This window comes from Burkholderia sp. HI2500, assembly GCF_002223055.1.
GTDB lineage: Bacteria > Pseudomonadota > Gammaproteobacteria > Burkholderiales > Burkholderiaceae > Burkholderia.
The window spans coordinates 3082363-3105500 of sequence record NZ_NKFL01000006.1 but is presented as its reverse complement, the minus strand read 5'-3'; the positions used below and the strand labels follow the sequence as shown (position 1 = coordinate 3105500).

General features: G+C 67.0%; 22 protein-coding genes and 1 pseudogene. 19 read left to right on the top strand and 4 right to left on the bottom strand.

Annotated features, from left to right (window positions below; translation table 11 throughout):
* Positions 1 to 47: 47 nt before the first annotated feature.
* Positions 48 to 1523: a glucose-6-phosphate dehydrogenase gene (zwf, locus tag CFB45_RS31775; protein ID WP_089428943.1), complete on the top strand. Its 1476-nt coding sequence runs from the start codon at positions 48 to 50 to the stop codon at positions 1521 to 1523.
* A gap of 89 nt (positions 1524 to 1612) precedes the next feature.
* Here zwf and CFB45_RS31770 read toward each other — a convergent pair whose 3' ends face one another.
* Positions 1613 to 2554: a LysR family transcriptional regulator gene (locus tag CFB45_RS31770; RefSeq protein ID WP_089428942.1), complete on the bottom strand. Its 942-nt coding sequence runs from the start codon at positions 2552 to 2554 to the stop codon at positions 1613 to 1615.
* A 111-nt stretch (positions 2555 to 2665) separates the two neighbouring features.
* Here CFB45_RS31770 and CFB45_RS31765 point away from each other — a divergent pair, with 111 nt between their 5' ends.
* From CFB45_RS31765 to CFB45_RS31735, 7 genes are all read left to right on the top strand, one after another.
* A complete protein-coding gene (locus CFB45_RS31765) occupies positions 2666 to 3868 on the top strand; it encodes an MFS transporter (protein WP_039349950.1) in 1203 nt (400 codons plus the stop codon).
* Between the two features lie 29 nt (positions 3869 to 3897).
* Positions 3898 to 4221: a MoaF-related domain-containing protein gene (locus tag CFB45_RS31760; RefSeq protein WP_089428941.1), complete on the top strand. Its 324-nt coding sequence runs from the start codon at positions 3898 to 3900 to the stop codon at positions 4219 to 4221.
* 13 nt (positions 4222 to 4234) lie between these two features.
* Positions 4235 to 5194, top strand: a complete 960-nt coding sequence (locus CFB45_RS31755; protein WP_089428940.1) for a TIGR03571 family LLM class oxidoreductase — start codon at positions 4235 to 4237, stop codon at positions 5192 to 5194.
* A gap of 133 nt (positions 5195 to 5327) precedes the next feature.
* Complete coding sequence (gene dkgB / locus CFB45_RS31750; RefSeq protein WP_089428939.1) at positions 5328 to 6134, top strand: 2,5-didehydrogluconate reductase DkgB; 807 nt, start codon at positions 5328 to 5330, stop codon at positions 6132 to 6134.
* A 71-nt stretch (positions 6135 to 6205) separates the two neighbouring features.
* Positions 6206 to 7321, top strand: coding sequence for an alkene reductase (locus CFB45_RS31745; RefSeq protein WP_089428938.1), 1116 nt, complete (start codon positions 6206 to 6208; stop codon positions 7319 to 7321).
* A gap of 22 nt (positions 7322 to 7343) precedes the next feature.
* Positions 7344 to 8348: an aldo/keto reductase gene (locus CFB45_RS31740; RefSeq protein WP_089428937.1), complete on the top strand. Its 1005-nt coding sequence runs from the start codon at positions 7344 to 7346 to the stop codon at positions 8346 to 8348.
* Between the two features lie 177 nt (positions 8349 to 8525).
* Entirely contained in the window at positions 8526 to 9062 is a 537-nt protein-coding gene (locus tag CFB45_RS31735; RefSeq protein ID WP_089428936.1) for a DUF3455 domain-containing protein, read from the top strand.
* 124 nt (positions 9063 to 9186) lie between these two features.
* On the opposite strand, the gene CFB45_RS31730 is transcribed toward CFB45_RS31735, so the two are convergent.
* Complete coding sequence (locus CFB45_RS31730) at positions 9187 to 9852, bottom strand: O-methyltransferase (RefSeq protein ID WP_089428935.1); 666 nt, start codon at positions 9850 to 9852, stop codon at positions 9187 to 9189.
* A gap of 48 nt (positions 9853 to 9900) precedes the next feature.
* Here CFB45_RS31730 and CFB45_RS31725 point away from each other — a divergent pair, with 48 nt between their 5' ends.
* From CFB45_RS31725 to CFB45_RS31715, 3 genes are all read left to right on the top strand, one after another.
* The gene (locus tag CFB45_RS31725; protein WP_089428934.1) at positions 9901 to 10578 is read left to right on the top strand and encodes a TetR family transcriptional regulator; all 678 of its coding nucleotides are present in this window, start codon (positions 9901 to 9903) and stop codon (positions 10576 to 10578) included.
* A 529-nt stretch (positions 10579 to 11107) separates the two neighbouring features.
* Positions 11108 to 12496, top strand: a complete 1389-nt coding sequence (locus CFB45_RS31720; protein WP_089428933.1) for an NCS2 family permease — start codon at positions 11108 to 11110, stop codon at positions 12494 to 12496.
* Between the two features lie 190 nt (positions 12497 to 12686).
* On the top strand, positions 12687 to 13280 hold the full coding sequence (locus CFB45_RS31715; RefSeq protein WP_089428932.1) for a hypothetical protein: 594 nt from the start codon (positions 12687 to 12689) through the stop codon (positions 13278 to 13280).
* A gap of 35 nt (positions 13281 to 13315) precedes the next feature.
* Here the strand turns inward: CFB45_RS31715 and CFB45_RS39895 are convergent.
* Positions 13316 to 13408: pseudogene (locus CFB45_RS39895) on the bottom strand (CopD family protein); the annotation flags it as partial.
* A 93-nt stretch (positions 13409 to 13501) separates the two neighbouring features.
* On the opposite strand from CFB45_RS39895, the gene CFB45_RS31710 reads away from it, so the two are divergent.
* The 3 genes from CFB45_RS31710 to CFB45_RS31700 all read left to right on the top strand — a co-directional run bounded on the left by CFB45_RS31710 (position 13502) and on the right by CFB45_RS31700 (position 16772).
* The gene (locus CFB45_RS31710; protein ID WP_175238759.1) at positions 13502 to 14422 is read left to right on the top strand and encodes a LysR family transcriptional regulator; all 921 of its coding nucleotides are present in this window, start codon (positions 13502 to 13504) and stop codon (positions 14420 to 14422) included.
* Between the two features lie 226 nt (positions 14423 to 14648).
* Positions 14649 to 15431 carry an ABC transporter substrate-binding protein gene (locus CFB45_RS31705; protein ID WP_089428931.1) on the top strand — a complete coding sequence of 261 codons (783 nt, stop codon included), beginning with the start codon at positions 14649 to 14651 and terminating at the stop codon, positions 15429 to 15431.
* Positions 15432 to 15656: 225 nt separating this feature from the next.
* On the top strand, positions 15657 to 16772 hold the full coding sequence (locus CFB45_RS31700; protein ID WP_069252629.1) for a succinylglutamate desuccinylase/aspartoacylase family protein: 1116 nt from the start codon (positions 15657 to 15659) through the stop codon (positions 16770 to 16772).
* 132 nt (positions 16773 to 16904) lie between these two features.
* Here CFB45_RS31700 and CFB45_RS31695 read toward each other — a convergent pair whose 3' ends face one another.
* Positions 16905 to 17711, bottom strand: coding sequence for a MetQ/NlpA family ABC transporter substrate-binding protein (locus CFB45_RS31695; protein WP_089428930.1), 807 nt, complete (start codon positions 17709 to 17711; stop codon positions 16905 to 16907).
* Positions 17712 to 18018: 307 nt separating this feature from the next.
* Here CFB45_RS31695 and CFB45_RS31690 point away from each other — a divergent pair, with 307 nt between their 5' ends.
* The 5 genes from CFB45_RS31690 (at position 18019) to CFB45_RS31670 (ending at position 23098) form a co-directional block, all read left to right on the top strand.
* Complete coding sequence (locus tag CFB45_RS31690) at positions 18019 to 19176, top strand: porin (protein WP_089428929.1); 1158 nt, start codon at positions 18019 to 18021, stop codon at positions 19174 to 19176.
* A 212-nt stretch (positions 19177 to 19388) separates the two neighbouring features.
* On the top strand, positions 19389 to 19649 hold the full coding sequence (locus tag CFB45_RS31685; RefSeq protein WP_011353838.1) for a DUF2866 domain-containing protein: 261 nt from the start codon (positions 19389 to 19391) through the stop codon (positions 19647 to 19649).
* 124 nt (positions 19650 to 19773) lie between these two features.
* Positions 19774 to 20157: a DUF6232 family protein gene (locus CFB45_RS31680; RefSeq protein ID WP_089428928.1), complete on the top strand. Its 384-nt coding sequence runs from the start codon at positions 19774 to 19776 to the stop codon at positions 20155 to 20157.
* A 200-nt stretch (positions 20158 to 20357) separates the two neighbouring features.
* Positions 20358 to 20585, top strand: coding sequence for a hypothetical protein (locus tag CFB45_RS31675; protein ID WP_089429221.1), 228 nt, complete (start codon positions 20358 to 20360; stop codon positions 20583 to 20585).
* Between the two features lie 245 nt (positions 20586 to 20830).
* Entirely contained in the window at positions 20831 to 23098 is a 2268-nt protein-coding gene (locus CFB45_RS31670) for a TonB-dependent hemoglobin/transferrin/lactoferrin family receptor (RefSeq protein ID WP_089428927.1), read from the top strand.
* Positions 23099 to 23138 lie beyond the last annotated feature (40 nt).

Below are 23138 nucleotides of genomic sequence, written 5' to 3'. Positions count from 1 at the left end.
CCTCCGACGTTCGTTTCACGTTCCCCGTTTCACACCGCGAACCTCCCATGACGAATCAGCCTACCCAGACCGGAGCCGACCGGCCCGTCGACATGATCATCTTCGGCGGCGGCGGCGACCTGGCCGCCCGCAAGCTGTTGCCCGCGCTGTACATGGCGCATCTGCACTGCAACCTTCCGCCCGAGACGCGCATCATCGCGGTCGGCCGCCGCGACTGGGGCATCGACGGCTATCGCAAGTTCATGGACGAGCAGTCGCGCCCGTTCATCGACGAAAAGGCGTTCGATCAAGCGGCCTGGAGCCGCTTCCTCGACCTGTTCAAGTACGTGCTGATCGACGTGAACGCGCCGGACGACTACCTGCGGCTCGCGGAAGCGGCGCGCGGCGATGCGATCCGCGTGTTCTACCTGTCGACGTCGCCGGAGCTGTTCACCACCATCTGCGACAACCTGTCGGCCGCGCATCTCGTCGACAAGCACTCGCGCGTCGTCCTCGAAAAGCCGCTCGGCCACGATCTCGCGTCCGCGAAGGCGATCAACGATGCGGTCGGCAAGCACTTCGAGGAATCGCAGATCTATCGGATCGACCACTATCTCGGCAAGGAAACCGTGCAGAACCTGATGGTGCTGCGCTTCGGCAACCCGATCTTCGGGCCGCTGTGGCAGGCGCCGAGCATCCGCAGCGTGCAGATCACGGTGGCGGAGACGGTGGGCGTCGGCAGTCGCGCGGGCTTCTACGACCATACCGGCGCGCTGCGCGACATGGTGCAGAACCACCTGTTGCAGCTGCTGTGCATCGTCGCGATGGAGCCGCCGGTGTCGCTCGACCCGGACGCGGTGCGCGACGAGAAGCTGAAGGTGCTGCGCTCGCTGCGGCCGATGGCGGTGGCCGACGTCGCGCGCGACACGGTGCGCGGCCAGTACACGGCCGGCGCGGTCGACGGCCAGCCGGTGAAGGGCTATCTCGAGGAAGACAACGTGCCGGCGGACAGCCGCGCGGAAACCTTCGTCGCGCTGCGCGCGCACATCAACAACTGGCGCTGGGCGAACGTGCCGTTCTTCCTGCGCACCGGCAAGCGGCTGCAGCGCCGCCAGTCGGAAATCGTGATCGAGTTCGCGGACATGCCGTTCTCGATCATCCCGACCGGCCCGCGCCACTACAGCAACCGTCTCGTGATCCAGCTCCAGCCGGAAGAGTCGATCCAGCTGCAGATGCTCGCGAAGGAACCAGGCAGCGGGATGAACATGGTGCCCGTGAGCCTGAACCTCGACCTGCAGCAGGCGATTCCGGAGCGGCGCGCGGAAGCGTACGAGCGTCTGCTGATCGACGTGATCCGCGGCCGCCTCACGCACTTCATGCGCCGCGACGAGCTCGAAGCCGCATGGTCGTGGGTCGAGCCGATCCTCGACGGCTGGAAGCAGCTCGGCGACCGGCCGCGCCTGTACACGGCCGGCACGTTCGGGCCCGCGGCTTCGTCGGCGCTGCTCGCGCGCGACGGGATGTCGTGGTCCGAAGAGGCGTAACCGCCACGCGACGGCGTGCCCCAGTGGGGTACGCCGGATCGCACGTCAAACCGCACGGGGCGTAACCCGCCCCGTCGTCCCGGCCGCCGTTACCGCGGCTCCATCCACGACGCCGCCTTGCGCCGCCCCGGCGCATCGCTGCCGCTGCCGCCCAGCGCTTCGATCAGGTAATCGACGAACGACGCGATCCGCGACGAGATCGCGGTATTGCGGTAGTACACCGCGTGGATCGGCTGCTCGACCTCCAGCGTCTGGCGCGCGAGCACCTGCACGAGCCGGCCCGCGTCGCGATCCTGCGCGGTCATGAAATCCGACAGGCAGACGACGCCCGCGCCATCGAGCGCGAGCTGCCGCAGCGTCTCGCCGCTCGACGAGCGGATGCCCGGCTCGATGCGGCACGGCTCGCCGTCGGTGCCGAGGATCGGCCACACGTTCAGCGATTCGGGCTGCGTGAAGCCGAGCAGCGTGTGCTTGTCGAGATCCTCCACCTTGCGCGGCTGGCCGTGCGCCGCCACGTACTCTGGGCTCGCGAGCATGCGGATCCGGCTGGCGCCGATGCGGCGGCTGTGGAGCGTCGAATCCTTCAGCCGGCCGATCCGGAACGCGACGTCGGTGCGCCGCTCCAGCAGGTCGATGATGCCCTCGTTGCTGTTCAGTTCCAGCTCGACTTTCGGGAAGCGTTCGCGGTAGCCGCGCACGAGCGGCACGATCACGTGCAGCATGAACGGCGTCGCCGCATCCACGCGCAGCCGCCCGGACGGCATCTCGCGCCGCGCGAGCATCTGCTCTTCCGCCGTCTCGACCGATTCGATGATCGCGCGCGCGTCCTGCAGGAACGCGCGCCCTTCCTCGGTCAGCTCGAGCCGGCGCGTGGTCCGGCGCAGCAGCGTGGTCTTCAGCTTCTCCTCGAGCCGCCCGAGCGTGCGGCTCGTCGCCGACACCGTGAGGTCGAGCTGCTGCGCGGCCGCCGTGATCGAACCGGAGTCGACCACGGCGGCAAAGGCCTGGAGTTCGTCGAGCGTAATCTTCATCGCTGCATTCTTGATTTCAAATCAAAACAATTTGGTTTATAGACCTGTTTTTCAGCAAAAGTAAAGTCGGCACACTGCGCTCCATCCTCACCGGACCCTGGAGCACCCGTCATGCCACTCGCCCTGCTTGCGCTGACCATCAGCGCATTTGCCATCGGTACCACCGAATTCGTGATCGTCGGGCTGATCCCGACGATCGGCGCCGACCTCGGCGTCAGCCTGCCGTCCGCCGGCCTGCTCGTCAGCCTTTACGCACTGAGCGTCGCGATCGGCGCGCCGCTCCTCACCGCGCTCACCGGCCGCGTGCCGCGCAAGACCCTGCTCGCCGCGCTGATGGCGCTGTTCACCGTCGGCAACCTCGTCGCGTGGCAGGCGCCCGGCTACGAATCGCTGATCGTCGCGCGCATTCTCACCGGCCTCGCGCACGGCGTGTTCTTCTCGGTCGGCTCGATCATCGCGACCACGCTCGTGCCGAAGGAGAAGGCCGCCAGCGCGATCGCGACGATGTTCAGCGGGATGACCGTCGCGTTCGTCGCCGGCATTCCGCTCGGCACCTTCATCGGCCAGCACTTCGGCTGGCGCGCAACCTTCCTGGTCGTCGCGCTGTTCGGCCTCGTCGCGTTCGTCGGCGCGGTGGCCTTCGTGCCGCGCGGCTTGCCGCAAACGGCGCCCGCGCCGCTCGCCCGCCAGTTCCGCGTGCTCGCGCAACCGCGCCTGCTGCTGGTCTATGCGATGACGGCCGTCGGCTACGGCGGCTCGCTGATCGCGTTCACGTACATGGCCCCGCTGCTCGAGCAGATCGCCGGCTTCACGCCGTCGCAGGTCAGCCTCGTGCTCGTCGGCTACGGCGTGTCGGTCGCGTTCGGCAACGTGTGGGGCGGCAAGCTCGCGGACGCCGTCGGCCCCGTGAAGGCCCTCAAGCGGATCTTCCTGCTGCTCGCGATCGTGCTGCTCGCGCTCACCTTCACGATCCACGTCAAATGGCTCGCCGTGCTGACGATGCTCGCGTGGGGCGCGGTGGCGTTCGGCAACGTGCCGGGCCTGCAGGTGTACGTCGTGAAGCAGGCACGGCACTTCGCGCCTGACGCCACCGATGTCGCATCCGGCTTCAACATCGCCGCGTTCAACCTCGGCGTCGCGGGCGGCTCGGCACTCGGTGGCGTGATCGTCGCGCACGTCGGCCTCGGCCATACGCCGTGGATCGCGGCAGCCGTCACGCTCGGCGCATTCGCGCTCACCGCCCTGAGCGGTCGCCTCGATCGCAGCGCAGGCCTGCCGGAACGCACGGCGGAACCCGTCCAGCTCGCGCACTGAACGTCACTTTCTTGCAGGAGTTTGCACACATGAACGCATCGACCCCACGCCCGCCATTCGCCGGCAAGACGTTCGAAGTGCGCTACGACGGCCTCACCGCGCTCAACGCGTACGACGACGACGGCCGCCACATGCGCTACGAGATCACCGAAGGCCCGTACGCGGGCGCGAAGGGCGAAGTCGCCTACACGTGGCAGCCCATCGCCGGCGATACCTACGCGATCTCGTGGCAGGAAGCCGACCGCGCGACGGTCGTGCATATCGACGATTTCGCCGCCGGCACGTCGCGGTCGTTCTTCACCGCGTCGTCGCTCGATTTCTATCGGCTCGAAGGCAGCCTGCGCGCGATCTGAACGGAGCCCGACCATGTCCACTTCATTCACCGCACTCGACAAACTGGCCGACGGCGGCTTCAGCATCGGCATCGAACTGCCGCTCGACAACGACTGGTCGCCGGCCGGCAACGCGAAGCGCCAGCACGACCGTCGCTACCCCGGCGTACCCGACCTCGCGCGCCACGCGACGCTCGCGCAACGGGCCGACACGCTCGGCTTCCGTGCGCTCTGGGTGCGCGACGTACCGGTGTACGACCCGGCGTTCGGCGACGCCGCGCAGGTGTTCGAAACCTTCTCGTATCTCGGCTACCTCGCCGGCATCACGAACGACATCCTGCTCGGCACGGCGGCCGTCGTGCTGCCGCTGCGCGAGCCGCTGCTCACGCTGAAATCGGCCGCGTCGATCCAGGAACTGAGCGGCGGCCGCCTGCTGCTCGGCGTCGCCAGCGGCGACCGGCCGGTCGAATATCCGCTGTTCGGCCGCGACTTCGCATCACGCGGCACGAATTTCCGCGACCAGATCGCGCTGCTGCGCGACGGCGCGCGCGGGCATCTGCCGCCCGGTCTCGACGTGCTGCCCGCCGCCCGTGCGCCGCTGCCGCTGCTCGTCGCGGGTCTCGCGCAGCAAACGCCCGCGTGGATCGGCGAACACATGGACGGCTGCCTCGCGTATCCCGGCACGCCGGACGACCACCGGCAGCGCGCCGCGAACTGGCGCGCGGTGGCCGGCGACAAGCCGTACGTGAGCTTCCTCCACCTCGACCTCGCGGACGACCCGCACACGCCGCTGCAGCGTCACCGCTTCGGCGCCCGCGCGGGGCGTCTCGCGCTCATCGGGGAGCTGGCGGCCATGCGCGACGCGGGTGTGCGGCACATCGGCCTGCATTTCCGCCGCAACCTGCGTCCGCTCGACGAGACGATGGCCGAGATCGCGGCAGAGGTGCTGCCGGTGTTCCACGCGGATGAAAACGCACGGATACGCGCTGCATGACACCGCCCCGAGCCGCTCCCGATACTTGATTCCAGATCAAATATTTTTGACCTGCAACGGCGTTTATCTCACCAATCCGAAACGCCAGAATGACTTCCATAGCGAACCTGTTCCACTCTCCCAGGAGCACCTGATGAGCAAGATTCCCGCATTCGGCCTCGGTACGTTCCGACTGCAAGGCCAGACGGTCATCGACTCGGTCCGCAACGGCCTCGAAGTCGGCTACCGCGCGATCGACACCGCGCAGATCTACGGCAACGAAGCCGAAGTCGGCGAAGCGATCGCCGCATCGGGCGTGCGCCGCGACGAGCTGTTCCTCACGACCAAGATCTGGGTCGACCACTATGCACCGGACAAGCTCGTGCCGAGCCTCGAGGAAAGCCTGCGCAAGCTGCGCACCGACCATGTCGACCTGACGCTGATCCACTGGCCGGCCCCCGACAACGGCGTCGCACTCGACACGTTCATGACCGCGCTCGCCGATGCGAAGGCGCAGGGCCTCACGCGCCGGATCGGCATCTCGAACTTCAACATCGCCCTGACGAAGGAAGCGATCGCGGCGGTCGGCAAGGACGCGATCGCGACGAACCAGATCGAGCTGAGCCCGTACCTGCAGAACCGCAAGCTCGTCGAATTCCTGAACGCCGAAGGCATCCACGTCACGTCGTACATGACGCTCGCATACGGCAAGGTGCTCGGCGATCCGGTGATCGGCGCGATCGCGCAGCGTCACGATGCGACGCCCGCCCAGGTCGCGCTCGCGTGGGCGCTGCAGCTCGGCTACTCGGTGATCCCGTCGTCGACGAAGCGCGAGAACCTCGCGAGCAACCTGCTCGCGCAGACGCTGCGCCTGACCGACGAAGACATGGCGCAGATCGCCGCGCTCGAACGCAACGGCCGCGAAGTCGACCCGGCCGGCCTCGCGCCGAAGTGGGACTGACCGCACCACCCGCCACTCACATTGGATTCACCGCGGCCCGAAGGCCGCGGCACCGACAGGACATCAGCACCATGACCCAGGACCCGCTTTTCCAACCGCTGCGACTCGGCGCGCTGACGCTGCCGAACCGCATCGTGATGCCGCCGATGACGCGCTCGCGCGCCAGCCAGCCCGGCGACGAAGCCAACGAACTGATGGCCGCGTATTACGCGCAGCGCGCGAGCGCGGGCCTGATCGTCAGCGAAGGCACTTATATCGCGCCGCTCGGCAAGGGCTACGCATGGACGCCCGGCATTCACACGCCGTCGCAGGTCGCCGGCTGGCGCAAGGTGACGGACGCCGTGCATGCGGCGCACGGCCGGATCTTCGCGCAGCTGTGGCACGTCGGCCGGCTGAGCCACACGAGCCTGCTGGGTGGCCGGCAGCCGGTGTCGTCGTCGCCGCTCCAGGCGAAAGGCGTGAACGTGTTCATCGCCGGTGAAGACGGCAGCACGCCGGGCTTCGTGCAGGCGTCCGAGCCGCGCGCGCTGACGATCGACGAAATCGGCGAGATCGTCGATCAATACCGCGCCGCCGCGCGCCATGCGATCGAGGCCGGCTTCGACGGTGTCGAGCTGCACGGCGCGAACGGCTATCTCGTGAACCAGTTCATCGACTCGAATGCGAACACGCGCACCGATGCGTACGGCGGTTCGCTCGAACACCGGCTGCGCTTCCTGCGCGAAGTCACGCAGGCGCTGATCGACGGCACGGGCGACGCGTCGCGCGTCGGCATCCGCCTCGCGCCGCTGACGACACTGAACGGCTGCGTCGACGCCGATCCGGAAACGACCTACCTCGCCGCTGCAACGCTGCTCGGCGAACTCGGTGTCGGCTACCTGCACATCGCGGAAGCCGACTGGGACGACGCGCCGTTGATGCCGGTCGAATTCAAGCGGCAACTGCGCGCCGCGTTCCCGGGCGTGCTGATCTATGCCGGCGCGTACACCGCCGAGCGCGCACGCGAAGCGATCGCCGCCGGCTGGGCCGACCTCGTCGCGTTCGGCCGCCCGTTCGTCGCGAACCCCGACCTGCCCGAGCGGCTGCGCACCGGTGCCGCGCTCACACCGCACGACCGCAACACGCTGTTCGGCGGCGGCGAGCGCGGGCTGACCGACTATCCGACGCTGGCCCAGGCCGCGGCCTGAATCGGCCTACCCGAGACTGCCCATGAGAATCACGCTCCCTTCCCGCCTGGGTTTCGGCACCGCGCCGCTGGGCAACATGTACCGGGACATCCCGCACGAAGAAGCGCTGGCCACGGTCGACGCAGCGTGGGACAGCGGTATCCGCTACTTCGACGCCGCGCCGCTGTATGGCGCCGGCCTCGCCGAGCTGCGCCTCGGCGAAGCGCTCGCGGGCCGCCCACGCGACGCGTATTCGCTCGGCACCAAGGTCGGCCGGCTCGTCCTCGACGAACACGAGGACGCATCGCAACGCGATCTCGGCGAAAAAGGCGGCCTGTTCCGCCACGGGCTGCCGAACCGGATCGTCTACGACTACACCGAGGACGGCACGCTGCGCTCGATCGACGCGAGCCTCGCGCGGCTGCGCACCGACCGGCTCGACACCGTGTGGATTCACGACCCGGCCGTCGACTTTCACGGCGACGCATGGCGCGACGTGTTCGACGTCGCGATGTCGGGCGCGGCCAAGGCGCTTACGCGGCTGCGCGACGAGAAGGTGATCCAGGGATGGGGCCTCGGCGTGAACCGCGTCGAGCCGTGTGAACTCGCGCTCGAACGTGCGGACCCCGACGGTTTCCTGCTCGCCGGGCGCTACACGCTGCTCGACCATGCCGGCGCGCTCGAACGACTGATGCCGGAAAGCGCCGCGCGCGGGCTGGGGATCATCGTCGGCGGCCCGTACAACTCGGGCGTGCTCGCGGGCGGCACTCACTACGAGTATCAGCCGGCCACGCAGGCCATGCTCGACCGCGTCGCGCGCATCCGCCGGATCTGCGAACGATTCGGCGTCGATGTCCGCGCGGTGGCGCTGCAATTCTCGCTCGCGCACCCGGCCGTCGCGGCCGCGATCCCCGGCGCGAGCCGGCCCGATCGCATCGACGACAACCTGCGTCTCGCGGCGATGTCGATCCCGGCCGAGCTGTGGGATGTGCTGAAGGCCGAACGCCTGATTGCCGCGCAGGCACCGACGCCGGTTGGCCCGGTTTGAGGTTGAATCGGGCAGGCGCGGCCGCGTCAACCCACGGCCGAGCATCCCGGGCCGCGCGCAATCGCAACGGCTATCGCCAAGATTGCCATTTGCGCATTGCAGCCGGTGCAATTGGCGTCTAGCGTTTACGGGTTCGTCGACGAATACCCGTCACCCGACCCGAAAGGATGCCTCGCCATGCGAAGCCGCTTCCCGAAACGCCCCATGCTACCGGCCGCCGTGGCCTGCGTTGCACTCGCCTTCTGCGCGTCGTCCGCCCGCGCCGACGACTCCGCCGGCCTCGCGCCGCCGCAGCCGGCCACGCCCGTGCTGTCGACGACCGCGGCTGGCCTACAGGTCTACACGTGCGACTACGATGCCGGACACAAGCTCGCGTGGGTGTTCCAGCACCCGGAAGCGATGCTGTTCGACGCGAGCGGCACGCTCGTCGTCCGGCACGGCACGGGGCCGTCATGGGAGGCGCTCGACGGCAGCCGCATTACCGGCAAGAAACTCGCGGAAGCGCCAAGCGCAAGCCCGGGCAGCATTCCGCAACTCCTGCTCGCCGCGACGCCGGCCGCAACGGACGCGAAAGCCGCGGCCGGCACGCTCGCCGGCGTGCGCTTCGTGCAGCGGCTCGATACCGCGGGCGGCATGCCGCCGGATGCAGCGTGTTCGACCGAGCATGCGGTCGGCCGCTTCCCGTATTTCGCGCGCTACGTGTTCCTGAAATAACACACGACGGCGCGGCGCACGAAGCGACGGGCGTCACTGCGGTGTCGTCCGTCTCTCGCATCATATTGATCAGTCATCCTATTCTTGATGAATGGATGCATGCCGTCATCACGTACCGCAAAACTCAGCCGATCCGCATCGACAACTCGACATCGCCGCCGAAGGGCACCGACAGATAGCCGTTCTCCGGCGAGCGCACGTAGGCGAGATAGTCGGGGCTGAACTCGGCATTGTCGGCAACGACGAACGCGCCGGGCCGCAACCGTTGCTCGACGAGTGCAAGCACCTCCGGATACAGCGCCTTCGCACCGTCGAGCAGCAGCAGGTCGACCGAATCCGGCAGATCGGCGGCCAGCGTACGCAGCGCATCGCCCTCGCGAATCTCGACGAGATCGGCCAGCCCGGCCGCCGCCAGGTTCGCCCGCGCCCGCACGACCTTCGACGGCTCGAACTCGCTCGTGACCAGCCGGCCGCCGCCGTTGTCGCGCAGCGCAGCCGCGAGATGCAGCGTCGAAATGCCGAACGACGTGCCGAATTCGACGATCGACCGCGCGCCGCCGCTGCGCGCGAGCATGTACAGCAGCGTGCCCGTCTCGCGCGACACGGCGAGCGGATAGTCCTTCAGGCGCGCATACAAGTCGGTGTAGTCGGTCTTGCTGCGCATCAGCCGCGCCTGCTCGTCGCGCGACAGGCTGGCGAAATCCGGGCTCGTCGCGGGCGACGAGGCGTCGGCTTCGTCGAACAGGCGTGCGAGCAGCGAGGCCAGCGGGTCGAGCGTCAGGGTGGTCATGCGAATCTCCGGGTTCAGGTTGAGTGCGTCGGTGCACCTGGTTAGAATATGACGAACTATTCAGGTTTTACTATTCGCATTGGCCAGCCACGCATGACCGACCGCCCGAACGCCCGGATTGCCACGCGCAAGCTGCCTCGGCAGGCTCGCTCGACCCAGCTCGTCGAGGCCGTCCTCCAGGCTGCTGTTCAGGTTTTGGCGAGCGAAGGCGCGCAGCGCTTCACGATGGCGCGCGTCGCCGAGCGCGCCGGCGTGAGCGTCGGCTCGCTGTACCAGTACTTCCCGAACAAGGCGGCCGTGCTGTTCCGGCTGCAGCATGACGAGTGGCGGCAGACGGCCGAGATGCTGCGCGGGATGCTGGAGGACGTGAACCGGACACCGCCCGAGCGGCTGCGCACGGCCGTTCACGCGTTCATCCGTTCGGAATGCGACGAGGCGCGGATGCGCATCGCGCTCGACGACGCCGCGCCGCTCTATCGCGACGCGCCCGAGGCACACGAAGCGAAGGCGGCCGGCAACCGCATCTTCCAGGCGTTCATGCGCGAGGCGCTGCCCGATGCACCGGACGCCACGCGCGAACTGGCCTGCGACCTGATCATCACCACGCTCACCGCGGCCGGCAAGGCGTTTTCGGAAAGCGAGCGCTCGCCCGATGAAATCGACGCGTATGCGAACGCGATGGCCGACATGTTCCGCGCCTACCTCGACCATCTCGCGCACAATTGAGGCCGGGGCGACGACGAAAACCGCCTCGGCGCGATGGCGCCCTCGTCCGAATGCAGGTTGCGCGCGGCGGCGGATCCTGTCACCGGCCCCTGATTCCACCGGCCTACCCGGCCACCATGAAAGATATTTGTAATTTTCGATGCATCCCCCGCTTCCCCCTTGCCCGTCGACCCTGCATTCAAATAATCGCCTTAACGGATTCGAACTAGGCGTATACACGCGTGTCGACGCGACAGAGCCCCGTTGCACGCCGATATAAGCGCTGAGACATGCGCTGCATGCTCTTCCCCCAATGGGACGTGATGGGCGGTTCGCCTAACCTTCGCTACGGCAAAGCACACGTGACGGGGTCGACACCACAACGCGTCGCACGACGCGACACCCACGCGATCGTTTCGATTCGCACGGAACGACACGGATCACGCGTCATTCGTCCCCACGACGTTGCCGACAATCCCAACTAGATACGAGACACCCTGACGACGGTTCGCTACGGGCCGTTTCAGCATGCTGATAAAGGAGCAAGCTCATGAGTGATACCCCGGTGCAGCCGACGGTCGGCGTCGGCGCGGAAGAAACTGACTTTGGCACCAAGGGAGTCATCGACCGGTACTTCGACATTTCGTCGCGCGGCAGCACGCAGCGCCGCGAGGTGATTGCCGGCGTCACGACCTTCCTCGCGATGGTCTATTCCGTGTTCGTCGTCCCCGGCATGTTCGGCAAGGCCGGCTTCGACACGAGCGCCGTGTTCGTCGCGGTCTGCCTCACGACCGCGTTCGGTTCGCTGCTGATGGGCCTGTGGGCGAAGCTGCCGATCGCGATCGGCTGCGCGATCTCGCTGACCGCGTTCACCGCGTTCGGCCTCGTGCTCGGCAAGGGACTGTCGCCGACGGTCGCGCTCGGCGCCGTGTTCCTGATGGGCCTCGTGTTTACCGGCATCTCGGTCACCGGCGTGCGTTCGTGGATCCTGCGCAACCTGCCCGCGGGCGTCGCGCACGGCACCGGGATCGGCATCGGCCTGTTCCTGCTGCTGATCGCGTCGAACGACGTCGGCCTCGTGATCAAGAACCCGGGCGCGGGCCTGCCGGTCGCGCTCGGCCAGATCACCGCGTTCCCGGTCATCATGTCGATCATCGGCCTCGCCGCGATCTTCGGCCTCGAGAAGCGTCGCGTGCCGGGCGGCATCCTGCTCGTCGTGATCGCGATCTCGATCTTCGGGCTGGTCTTCGATCCGAGCGTGAAGTACCACGGCATCTTCGCGCTGCCGTCGCTGAGCGCACCGGGCCATGCGTCGCTGATCGGCGCGATGGACATCAAGGGCGCGCTGTCGATGGCCGTGCTGCCGAGCGTGCTGGCGCTGGTGATGACCGCCGTGTTCGACGCGACCGGCACGATCCGCGCGGTCGCGGGCCAGGCCGGCCAGCTCGACGAGAACGGCCGCATCATCAACGGCGGCCGTGCACTGACCGCCGACTCGCTCAGCTCGATCTTCTCCGGCTTCCTCGGCGGTGCGCCGGCGGCAGCCTACATCGAGTCGAGCGTCGGCGTGGCCGCCGGCGCGAAGACGGGCCTCGCGGCCGCCGTGGTCGGCCTGCTGTTCCTCGTCGTGATGTTCTTCTCGCCGCTCGCGGGCCTCGTGCCGTCGTACGCCACCGCACCGGCGCTGATGTACGTCGGCCTGCTGATACTCGGCAGCGTGAGCAAGCTGCACATGGACGACATGGTCGACGCGATGTCGGGCCTCGTGTGCGCGGTGTTCATCGTGCTGACCGCGAACATCGTGACGGGCATCATGCTCGGCTTCTCGACGCTCGTGATCGGCCGCATCGCCAGCGGCGAATTCCGCAAGCTCAACGTCGGCACCGTGCTCATCGCGGCCGTGCTCGTCACGTTCTATCTCGGCGGCTGGGCGATCTGACCGCGAATCGTGCGCGACGTCGCCGGCAGAAGGACGGCGCGCATCGGGACGACATCGTCTCCTCCACCATCATCGTTGATGGTCTCCAGGCCTGGGAACGCAAGTTTCCAGGCTTTTTTTGTTGATGGGGCGCAGTGCGACGCGAATCCGCCCCCGGTGCTACGATCGGGCTTTGCCTTCGGGAGCCCCCATGAACGCGCTCGGCATCGTCTCCGAATCGAGCACCCGGACGTCGGCGCACAAGCCGCCGTTCATCCCGTCGTTCGGCTTCTACGAAGTGCACGAATCGAAGCCGATCGATGCCGCGCCGGCGCGCATCATCGACACGGTCGCCACGCTCGACATGCGCACGGATCCGATCGTCGACGCGCTGCTCAACGTCCGCGAATTCCCGGCAGTCGTTGCCGCGTCGCTGCGCCCCGGCACCACACGCGTCGAACGCGAACGCTTCGGCCTCCATGCGTTCACCCCGCTGCATCGTGACGAGACGTCGCTGTCGCTCGGCCTGATCGGCCGCTTCTGGCGCCCGGATCTCGGCGTGCTGAAGATCGCCGACGCGGCGGCGTTCATGCGGCACGACGATCCGCGCGATGCGAAGCTGGTGCTCAGCTTCGAAGTCGTCGGGCTCGCGTCGGGTGCGCACCTGCTGCGCACCGAAACCTTCGTGCATTGCCCGACCGCCCGCACGCGGCTGCTGTTCATGCCGTACTGGCTCGCGATCCGGATGGCGAGCGGCTGGATTCGGCGCCGCACGCTGACGGCTGTCGAAATGGCGCTGGCGTAGGGCCTCGCCGCACCTGCCATTGCGGCACGTGCAGGCTACCGGCATCGAAACGGCTTGATCACGACCAGCCCGACGACGATCGCCGTCGCGGCCACGGCCGCACCTGCCGCCTGCCCGAGCCACGGCGCCGCAACCCCATGCGCACGCAACCTTCAGGATTGCAATCAAATTCCGCTACACCCCGTCGCCCGCCACAGCGTCGCGCCAACCGGACCCGATCGATGACCCGCATCCGCAACCCCCTGAACCTCGCGCAGCTCCAGGCATTCGTCTCCGCCGCGCATCACAAGAGCCTGCGCGCCGCCGCGCGCGAACTTGGCGTCACGCAGCCCGCGGTCACGCATACGATCCGCGAGCTCGAAACGGCGCTCAACGCGGAACTGCTCGCGCGCAGCGTGCGCGGCGTCGAGCTGACCGCGTGCGGCCATGCGCTGCTGCCGCGCGCCGAGCAGCTGCTCGGCGACATCCGCCGCACGGTCGAGGCCGTCGAGCAGGTGAAAGGCGAGATGTCGGGGCGCGTGGCGGTCGGCACGATGCCGTCGATCGCGCTGACCGCGCTGCCGCACGCGGTGACGGCGTTTCGCCAGTCGATGCCGAACGTGAGCCTGCATCTCGAGGAAGTGACGGTGCCCGACGCGCTCGCGCAGTTGCGCAACGGCACGCTCGACATCGCTGCGATGCACCATGTGCCCGCGCTCGACCGCGATTTCACGCAATCGCCGCTGCTGTCGACCGAATTCACCGTCGTGATGCGCGAAGGCCACCCGCTTGCGCATGCCCGCCGGTTAGAGGCATTGCTCGATGCCGAGTGGATCGTCACCGTCGGTGCCGAGCAGTTTCCGCACAGTGTGATGGTCGGGATGTTCGAGGCGCACGGGCTGCCGCTGCCCAAACGTTTGCTGCGCTCGCCGATGTCGTTCGCGGTGACGCTCGGGCTCGTCGCGCGCTCGGACGTGATCGGCTGCTTCACGCGCCCGCTCGCCGCGATGGTCGCGCCGCTGGGCATTCGCACGGCCGAACTCGACGAAGCCATGCCGCGCTTCGACCTGTCGATCATCGCGCGGCGCGACCTGCTGCCCACGCCGGCCGTCACGCAATTCGTCACGTGCCTGCAGCGCGCGGTCAACGAAACGCTCGGCTGAATCGTTCCTGTGTCTGAAACGGCGGCGCCCCTCATGCGCCGCCGCCGGGCCCGGTATCGGGGCTTGTCCTAGGCGCCCTGCCGGTATTTTGTCTTGATAATCTTCCGCACGTCGCGCGCCCGCATCGGGTGGGCGAAACGGACAGCCTGTCGCGAAGCCGCGCCGGGCCGAAGGCTTACGGCGCGGCACAACCGCGCACCCATCGAACAAAACGAGGAGTCACCGAGTGAAAAAGATTCTTGCGGCTGTGACCGTAGCCCTGCTCGCCGTATCGGCAGGCACCGCGTATGCGAAGGACTGGACGACCGTGCGGTTCGGCGTCGACGCAAGCTACCCGCCTTTCGAATCGAAAGGCGCTGACGGCAAGGTTGTGGGTTTCGACGTCGACCTCGGCAACGAAATCTGCCGCCGCATGAACGCGAAGTGCGTGTGGATCGAAAACGACTTCGACGGGATGATTCCGGCGCTGAAGGCCCGCAAGTTCGACGGCGTGCTGTCGTCGATGTCGATGACGCCGGCGCGTCAGGAACAGATCGCCTTCTCGGCGAAGCTGTTCAACACGCCGACGCGCCTCGTCACGAAGAAGGGCACCGGCCTGATGCCGACGGCCGAATCGCTGAAGGGCAAGTCGGTCGGCGTCGAGCAGGGCACGATCCAGGAAACCTATGCGAAGACGTACTGGGCCTCGAAGGGCGTGAACGTCGTGCCTTACCAGAACCAGGACCAGGTCTACGCCGACCTGATCTCGGGCCGTCTGGACGGCGCGCTGCAGGACGCGGTGCAGGCTGAAATCGGCTTCCTGAAGACGCCGCGCGGCGCGAACTTCGATTTCGCCGGCAAGGACATCGACGATCCGAAGACGCTCGGCAACGGCGCCGGCATCGGCCTGCGCAAGGAAGACACCGACCTGAAGGCGAAGATCGACGGCGCGATCGCCGGCATGCGCAAGGACGGCACGTACGACAAGATCGCGAAGAAGTACTTCGATTTCGACGTCTACGGCAAGTAATCCGCCCGGCAAGCGCACGCTTCGCCTCGGCACGAACGGGCTCCGCAAGGAGCCCGTTTTTTTGCGCGGGCCGTGCCGGCAGCGTTATTTTTTCCGCCCCAACCTGATGATTCTCAACGAGAAACGGCGTGTTCTGGCGCCGGTTTGATGGCGGCGAGGAAGGCAACGTACAATCGATCTTCCACGCACACCGGATCATTCGCGGCTGCGCCGCACTCCCCCATCATGCAAACGCAGACCCATCCGCTGATTTCCCCCGCCGTCGGTACCGAACGCCAGATCACGAGCTTTCACTACGGCCCGCGCGGCGGCAAGAAGGTCTATATCCAGTCGTCGCTGCACGCGGACGAACTGCCCGGCATGCTGGTCGCCACCCTGCTGCGCCGCAAGATCGCCGCGCTCGAGACGGCCGGCAAGCTGCGCGGCGAAGTCGTCATCGTGCCGGTGCCGAACCCGATCGGCCTGTCGCAACACGTGTTCGGCGATCACCTCGGCCGCTTCGAGCTCGGCTCGATGCAGAACTTCAACCGCAATTTCTACGATCTCGCGGCGCTCGTGCTGCCGCGCGTCGAACACCGCCTGACTCACGACGCGCAGCACAACCTCGTCGCCGTGCGCGCCGCGATGCGCGAAGCGCTCGACGAGCAGAAGCCGCGCACCGAGCTCGACTCGCAGCGCCTCGCGCTGCAGAAGCTGTCGTTCGACGCCGATATCGTGCTCGACCTGCACTGCGACAGCGATGCGGTGATGCACCTCTACACGAATCCCGATCTGTGGCCGGACGTCGAGCCGCTGTCGCGCTACCTCGACGCGCAGGCGTCGCTGCTCGCGCTGAATTCGGTCGGTAACCCGTTCGACGAGATTCACAGCTTCTGCTGGTCGGACCTGCGCAACCGCTTCGGCGACCGCTTCCCGATCCCGAACGGTGCGATTTCCGTCACGATCGAGCTGCGCAGCGAGCGCGACGTGTCGTACGAGTTCGCCGAAAAGGACGCACAGGCGATCGTCGAATACCTGACCGAGCGTGGGGTCGTCGACGGCACGCCGGCGCCGCTGCCGCCGCTCGCGCATCCGGCCACGCCGCTCGCGGGCACCGATCCGCTCGTCGCGCCGGTGTCGGGCGTGATCGTGTTCCGCACGCCGGTCGGCGTGATGATCGAGGCCGGGCAGGCCGTGGCCGACATCGTCGATCCGCTGACCGATCGCGTCGTCACGCTGAAGAGCAGCGTGTCGGGCGTGCTGTACGCGCGCCAGATCGTGCGCTTCGCGACGGCCGGCATGGAAGTCGCGCGGATTGCCGGCGCGACCGCGATCCGCACGGGTTCGCTGCTGTCGGCCTGAGCGGCCGGCTTGCGCGCCGGAGCATGGCGCGCGCGTATCGCGATACCCGCCCGCACCAACGAAATCGCCCGCTTGCGCGGGCGATTTGCTTTCCGGATCGTCGATATCCGGCCATCCGGTAGGTGAAAACGTTCAGAACGCCGGGATGATCGCGCCGCCGAACTTCTGGTCGATGAACTTGCGCACGTCGTCCGATTCATAGGCCGCGACGAGCTTCTTCACCCACGGCTTGTCCTTGTCCTGCGCGCGCACCGCGATCAGGTTCGCGTACGGGCCGCGCAGATCCTCGATCGCGATCGCATCCTTCACCGGCGTGAGCCCGGCCTTCACCGCGTAGTCGGTGTTGATCGACGCGGCATCGACGTCGGGCAGCGCGCGCGGCAGTTGCGCGGAATCAAGCTCGACGATCTTGATCTTCTTCGGGTTCTCGGCGATGTCGAGCGGCGTGGCATTCACGCCGTTCGCGCCGACGCCCGGCTTCAGCTTGATCACGCCGTACTTCTGCAGCAGCAGCAGCGCGCGGTTGCCGTTCGACGGATCGTTCTGGATCCCGACCTTCGCGCCTACCGGCAAGTCCTTCAGCGACTTGAGTTTCTTCGAGTAGAAACCCATCGGCGCCGTGTACGTGAGCCCGACGTTGACGATCTTGTAGCCGCGCTGCTTGATCTGGCTGTCGAGGAACGGCTGGTGCTGGAAGCCGTTCGCGTCCAGATCGCCGGAATCGAGCGCCGCGTTCGGCTGCACGTAGTCGTTGAATTCGATGACCTTGATCGCGAGACCTTCGCGCGCGGCGACCTTCGTCACCTCGGTCCAGATCTGTGCGTCGGGGCCGCTCATCGTGCCGATTTTCAGCGTTTGCGGGTCGGCGTGCGCGCCGGGCGCCGCGAATGCCAGCGCGGCGGCGAGTGCGCCGAGGCCGGTCAGGAATGAACGTCGCATGGTGTCCTCTGTCCCGTGTCGTTTGTTGGAACACGGATCGTGGCATGGGGCCGGAACGCCGCCAACCAAGCTTATTTCATGTGCATATTCCTGATTCCGGTCGAATCTCAGTCTGAATCGGTATAACCACCGGCTATACAACCGGGCAGAATTCGGTGTCGCATCGACGCCACAGATTCTTCATATGACAGTCGCTGTCATATTCATTACGTGGCCCCTCGATAAAGTTGCCGCCGGTACGTGAAAGCGCCCATAGAGAGCGCCGGAACCGCAACTGGACACGCCATTTATTCGCTCGGAGAACCCTTTGAACAAGAAACTGTTGACCATCGCCGCTCTGGCAGCAACGGCCGGCACGGCGCACGCACAAAGCAGCGTGACCCTTTACGGCGTCATCGATGCCGGTATCAGCTACGTGAACCACAGCAAGACCGCCAACGGCGGTACGGGCAAGCTGTTCAAGTACGACGACGGCGTTGCCCAGGGCAGCCGTTGGGGCCTGCGCGGCACCGAAGACCTCGGTGGCGGCCTGAAGGCGATCTTCGTGCTCGAAAACGGCTTCAACAGCGGTAACGGCACGATCGGCCAGGGTGGCGCGATCTTCGGCCGCCAGGCTTACGTCGGCCTGAGCCAGTCGCAATACGGCACGGTCACGTTCGGCCGCCAGTACTCGTTCTCGACCGACATCCTCGGCTCGAACTACTCGACGGGCGGCAACACGGTCGCGGGTAACTACGCGTACCACGTGAACGACCTCGACCAGCTCACGTCGAGCCGCATCAACAACGCCGTGAAGTTCCAGAGCGCGAACTACTCGGGCTTCACGTTCGGCGCGTTGTACGGCTTCTCGAACTCGACGGACTTCGCAGGCGCACCGGCGACGACGACGGGCACGACGACGACGGCAGGCTCGTCGCGCGCATACAGCTTCGGCCTGAACTACGCGAACGGCCCGTTCTCGCTGGGCGCAGCGTACACGGACATCCGCTTCCCGAGCCAGTCGACGCCGGCTTTCTCGACGACGATCGCGAATATCGCAACGGGCAACGTCCGCGACCTGCGCACGTACGGCGTCGGTGGCCGCTACGTCTGGGGCCCGGCAACGGCATGGCTGCTGTGGACGCGTACGCAGTTCTCGACCGTGTCGGGCGCGGGCGGCACGTTCTACAACGCGTATGAAGCAGGTGCGAAGTACGCCTTCACGCCGGCTCTGTCGGGCGGCCTCGGCTACACGTACACGAACGCCACGCAAAGCGGCAACTCGTGGCACTGGAACCAGGTCAACGGTATCGCCGACTACGCACTCAGCAAGCGTACGGACGTGTACGGCCTGGTCGTGTACCAGCAGGCATCGGGCAAGGGCGTGCAAGCGCAGATCGGCTCGAGCACGAGCTACTTCAATACGTCGGGCACGGGTTCGAAGAACCAGATCGCCGCACGTATCGGTATCCGTCACAAGTTCTAAAGCATCCGCTTAACACGCGGATCACGACGGCAAGAAGCGCCCCGCTCCACGCGGGGCGCTTTTTTATGGGCTTTTAAGTTTCGCTTAATTCTGGGCTGAGAGGATGCTCTCACCCCCCCTGTTGGCCGCCTGAACATCGGCGGCTTTTTTTTTGAACCGCCGACGGCGCCGCCATCGATTGCCCGCAAGACAAGACAGGATCGGAGGCCATGATGATCGAAGATACCGTTTTCAGCCATCTGCACGCGATTCTGACGTGCCAACACTCGATGCCGGTCCAGAGCTGCCGCGTATCGGTCGAAATGCAGCGCCCGTGGGGCCGGCCGTATCGCCTCGTCGAATGGACGATGCATCTCGACGCGCCCGCGCGGCGCCAGATCGTGCCGGCCGAATCGACCGACGAAGAAATCGCCGAGGTCGTCGCCTCGCACGTGCCGGGCCGGCTTTACGGCGACGGCCGCCTGCAGTTCTGAACGACTTCCCGCTCCATCCGCTTGCCTGGTTTCACCCGCGCCGCACCCATCGTGCGGCAGTCGGTCTCGTTTGATGCCGCAACGAAACCTGCTACGCTGCGCGTTTTCGTCCACGCAACACACGATGGAAAACGCATTCAACGAACGTGGCGTGATGATCACGCGCAACGGCCTGTCGGCCGCCGGGCAGGTATTCGCACTCCGTGACATCCGCCAGGTCGACGTCGTCAAGATTCCGAAGAACCGCCTCGTGCCGTCGCTGATCTCGCTGATCGGCGCGGCCGTCGCCGTCGCAGGCGGCATCGCCGGATCGAGCGCCGCGCTCGTCGTCGGCGTGATGCTCGCCGTCGTCGGCTATCTCTCATGGGCCACGCAGGACGTCACGTATCGCCTGATGGTCGAGATGCCCGACGGCAAGCGCGAAGCACTGTCGAGCGTCGACGTCGAGTTCGTCGAACGCGTCGCGCAGGTCGTGCGCGATGCGCAGGCGGCGAAAGCGGCCGGCTGATTCCGTTCGCCTCCCTGCACGCGTCGATTCACGGTGCGCCGGCCACGCGTGGCGCGTTTCGCGCCGCGCAACGGCAGCGTCGATTACCGCGTCGAATCGCATTCCGTCTCCTCGTCGCCAACACCGCGCCTGCGCTGCGACCGCCGACCGCCTAGTATGGAAAGAGCGGCTCGCCGCCGCATCGTCCGATGGAGGCCAGCATGAACGTCCAGACGCTGTCCGGCACGCTTCGCGCGCAGGAACTGCTGATCGTGTCGATGATCCGCGCGCTTCCCCCTGACACACGCCGAGCGCTCGTCGACCTCTACACCGAACAGATCGCATTCGCCGAGCAGGCCGGCCTCGAAAGCCACGGCGATCGCGCGACGCACGATGCGTTCATCACGCATGCGCGCAACCTGCTGATCCGCATCGAAGCGCTGGCCTAGGGCCTGTTCACGCCCGCGTTTTTCCCGAATTTCCCGCCGCGGCTCGCCCGAGCCGCGCAGGTAAGCGCTCACCCACGCGAGCCGCTTTCCGTTCTTGTATTGATAATAATTCTCATTTACACTGGTAAAGTTATCAGTTGCCTTTCAATTCGCCGCTCGCCGCCTTCCGTGCGCGGGCGGGCCAGCCAGGTGAACGCGTCACCCAGCCAGCCTTCGGGCTTGTCATCATCAATGGGAGACCACCTGTGCATTGCTATACGCTGGCGCGGCGGCCGATCTGTGCCGCGCTGTTCGGCGCGTTCGGCCTGTCCGCCGCCACGGCTCACGCCGATTCGACGCCGCAAGGCGCCAACCCGCCTGCCGCCCTCCTCGTCGCCGCGTCCACGCGCGGCGATGCGGCGCTGCTCGATCCCGTCACCGTCACGGCCAACCGCACCGCCACGGCCGCGAGCCGCACGGCGGCGTCCGTGTCGGTAATCACCGACGAGGATCTGGAAGAACAGCAGGCCACCAACATCAAGGACGCGCTGCGCTACGAGCCGGGCGTCACGGTGCGCCGCACCGCGTACCGGCCCGGCAACGCCGCGCTCGGCGGCGGCCGCGACGGCGATTCGAGCATCAACATCCGCGGCCTCGAAGGCAATCGCGTGCTGCTGATGGAAGACGGCATCCGCCTGCCGAACGCGTTTTCATTCGGCCCGCTCGAAGCGGGGCGCGGCGACTACGCCGATCTCGACACGCTCAAGCGCATCGAGATCCTGCGCGGGCCGGCCTCGGCGCTGTACGGCAGCGACGGCCTGACCGGCGCGGTGAACTTCATCACGAAGGATCCGCGCGACCTGCTGTCGATCTACAACAAACCCTATTACTTCTCGTTCCGGCCGAGCTACGACTCGGCCGACCGCAGCGTCGGCGCGACCGTATCGGCCGCGGGCGGCAACGATCGCGTGCAGGGGATGATCATCGCAGACGGCCGGCGCGGTCACGAGGTCGACACGCGCGGCAGCAACAACTCGGCAAGCACGCTGCGCACCACGTCGAACCCGCAGGACGTCTATTCGGAATCGCTGCTCGGCAAGCTCGTGCTGACGCCGACCACGCGCGACACGATCAGGTTCACCGCCGAAACGGTGCAGCGCCGCGTGAGCACCGACGTGCTGTCGGCGATCAGCCCGCCGACCACGCTCGGCCTCACGACCTACGACCGGCTCGAACGCAACCGCTTCAGCGTCGACTACGATTTCCGCGACGACGCGTTCCGCTGGTTCCAGACCGCGCACGTGCAGTTCTACTACCAGGACGCGAAGCAGGACCAATACGCGTTCGAGACGCGCGGCCGGGCGGCTTCGCGTTCGCGCGACAACCAGTACAAGGAGCGCACGTTCGGCGGCTCCGCGTTCGCCGAAAGCGGCTTCGCGACAGGCCCGTTCGCGCACAAGCTGCTTTACGGCGTCGACGGCAGCGTGTCGCGCGTGACGAACCTGCGCGACGGCACGGTGCCGGGCGTCGGCGAGGCGTTCCCGAACAAGGCGTTCCCCGACACCGACTACACGCTGTTCGGCGCGTTCGTGCAGGACCAGATCGGCTACGGGCGCCTGCTCGTCACGCCGGGCCTGCGCTTCGACACGTACCGGCTGAACCCGACCGCCAACGATCCGCTGTTCACCGGCAAGGCGGTATCGACGAGCGCGAACGAACTGTCGCCGCGCGTCGCCGTGCTCTACGAGATCACGCCCGCGGTCATTCCGTACGTACAGTACGCACACGGCTTTCGCGCGCCGACGCCCGACCAGGTGAACAGCAGCTTCTCGAACCCGGTGTACGGCTACACGTCGATCGGCAATCCGAACCTGAAGCCCGAGACGAGCGACACGTTCGAAGCCGGCCTGCGCGGCAAGGCGGGCACCGGCTACGGCGTCGTGCGCTACAGCGCCGCCGCGTTCACGGGCCGCTACCGCAACTTCATCTCGCGCACGACGATCGCCGGCAGCGGCCGGCCCACCGACCCGTTCGTGTTCCAGTACGTGAACTTCGCCGACGCGCGCATTCACGGCCTCGAAGGCCGCGCCGAATGGGTGATGCCGAACGGCATCACGCTGAAGACGGCGATGGCGTTCACCAAGGGCTCGACGCAGAACGACGGCGCGGCCAGCCAGCCGCTGAACACCGTCAACCCGTTCTCGGCCGTGTTCGGCGTGCGCTACGAGCCGACCGAGCGCTGGTACGTGCAGACCGACCTGCTGTTCCAGGCCGCGAAACGCGACAAGGACATCGACAAGTCCGACTGCTCGAACAAGGCGTGCTTCTCGCCGCCGTCGTCGTTCGTCGTCGACCTGCGCGGCGGCTACCGCTTCAACAAGCATGTGAGCGCGACGATCGGCATCCGCAACCTGTTCGACCGGAAGTACTGGAACTGGTCGGACGTGCGCGGCATCGCAGCCGATTCGCAGGTGCTCGACGCGTATACGTCGTCCGGTCGCACGGTCGCCGTCAGCATGAAAGTGGATTTCTGATGCGCGCCGCCCGCGCTGCCACCCCAACCGTTACTTGAAG

Bases quoted from the DNA above. Each gene is read 5' to 3' on its own strand.
- CFB45_RS31720 (WP_089428933.1), top strand. From the start codon at position 11,108: ATGAGTGATACCCCGGTGCAGCCGACGGTCGGCGTCGGCGCGGAAGAA.
- CFB45_RS31765 (WP_039349950.1), top strand. From the start codon at position 2,666: ATGCCACTCGCCCTGCTTGCGCTGACCATCAGCGCATTTGCCATCGGT.
- CFB45_RS31725 (WP_089428934.1), top strand. From the start codon at position 9,901: ATGACGAACTATTCAGGTTTTACTATTCGCATTGGCCAGCCACGCATG.
- CFB45_RS31755 (WP_089428940.1), top strand. From the start codon at position 4,235: ATGTCCACTTCATTCACCGCACTCGACAAACTGGCCGACGGCGGCTTC.
- CFB45_RS31695 (WP_089428930.1), bottom strand. From the start codon at position 17,711: ATGCGACGTTCATTCCTGACCGGCCTCGGCGCACTCGCCGCCGCGCTG.
- CFB45_RS31730 (WP_089428935.1), bottom strand. From the start codon at position 9,852: ATGACCACCCTGACGCTCGACCCGCTGGCCTCGCTGCTCGCACGCCTG.
- CFB45_RS31680 (WP_089428928.1), top strand. From the start codon at position 19,774: ATGGAAAACGCATTCAACGAACGTGGCGTGATGATCACGCGCAACGGC.
- CFB45_RS31675 (WP_089429221.1), top strand. From the start codon at position 20,358: ATGAACGTCCAGACGCTGTCCGGCACGCTTCGCGCGCAGGAACTGCTG.
- CFB45_RS31770 (WP_089428942.1), bottom strand. From the start codon at position 2,554: ATGAAGATTACGCTCGACGAACTCCAGGCCTTTGCCGCCGTGGTCGAC.
- CFB45_RS31685 (WP_011353838.1), top strand. From the start codon at position 19,389: ATGATCGAAGATACCGTTTTCAGCCATCTGCACGCGATTCTGACGTGC.
- CFB45_RS31715 (WP_089428932.1), top strand. From the start codon at position 12,687: ATGAACGCGCTCGGCATCGTCTCCGAATCGAGCACCCGGACGTCGGCG.
- CFB45_RS31735 (WP_089428936.1), top strand. From the start codon at position 8,526: ATGCGAAGCCGCTTCCCGAAACGCCCCATGCTACCGGCCGCCGTGGCC.
- CFB45_RS31760 (WP_089428941.1), top strand. From the start codon at position 3,898: ATGAACGCATCGACCCCACGCCCGCCATTCGCCGGCAAGACGTTCGAA.
- CFB45_RS31700 (WP_069252629.1), top strand. From the start codon at position 15,657: ATGCAAACGCAGACCCATCCGCTGATTTCCCCCGCCGTCGGTACCGAA.
- CFB45_RS31710 (WP_175238759.1), top strand. From the start codon at position 13,502: ATGACCCGCATCCGCAACCCCCTGAACCTCGCGCAGCTCCAGGCATTC.
- CFB45_RS31740 (WP_089428937.1), top strand. From the start codon at position 7,344: ATGAGAATCACGCTCCCTTCCCGCCTGGGTTTCGGCACCGCGCCGCTG.
- zwf (WP_089428943.1), top strand. From the start codon at position 48: ATGACGAATCAGCCTACCCAGACCGGAGCCGACCGGCCCGTCGACATG.
- dkgB (WP_089428939.1), top strand. From the start codon at position 5,328: ATGAGCAAGATTCCCGCATTCGGCCTCGGTACGTTCCGACTGCAAGGC.
- CFB45_RS31745 (WP_089428938.1), top strand. From the start codon at position 6,206: ATGACCCAGGACCCGCTTTTCCAACCGCTGCGACTCGGCGCGCTGACG.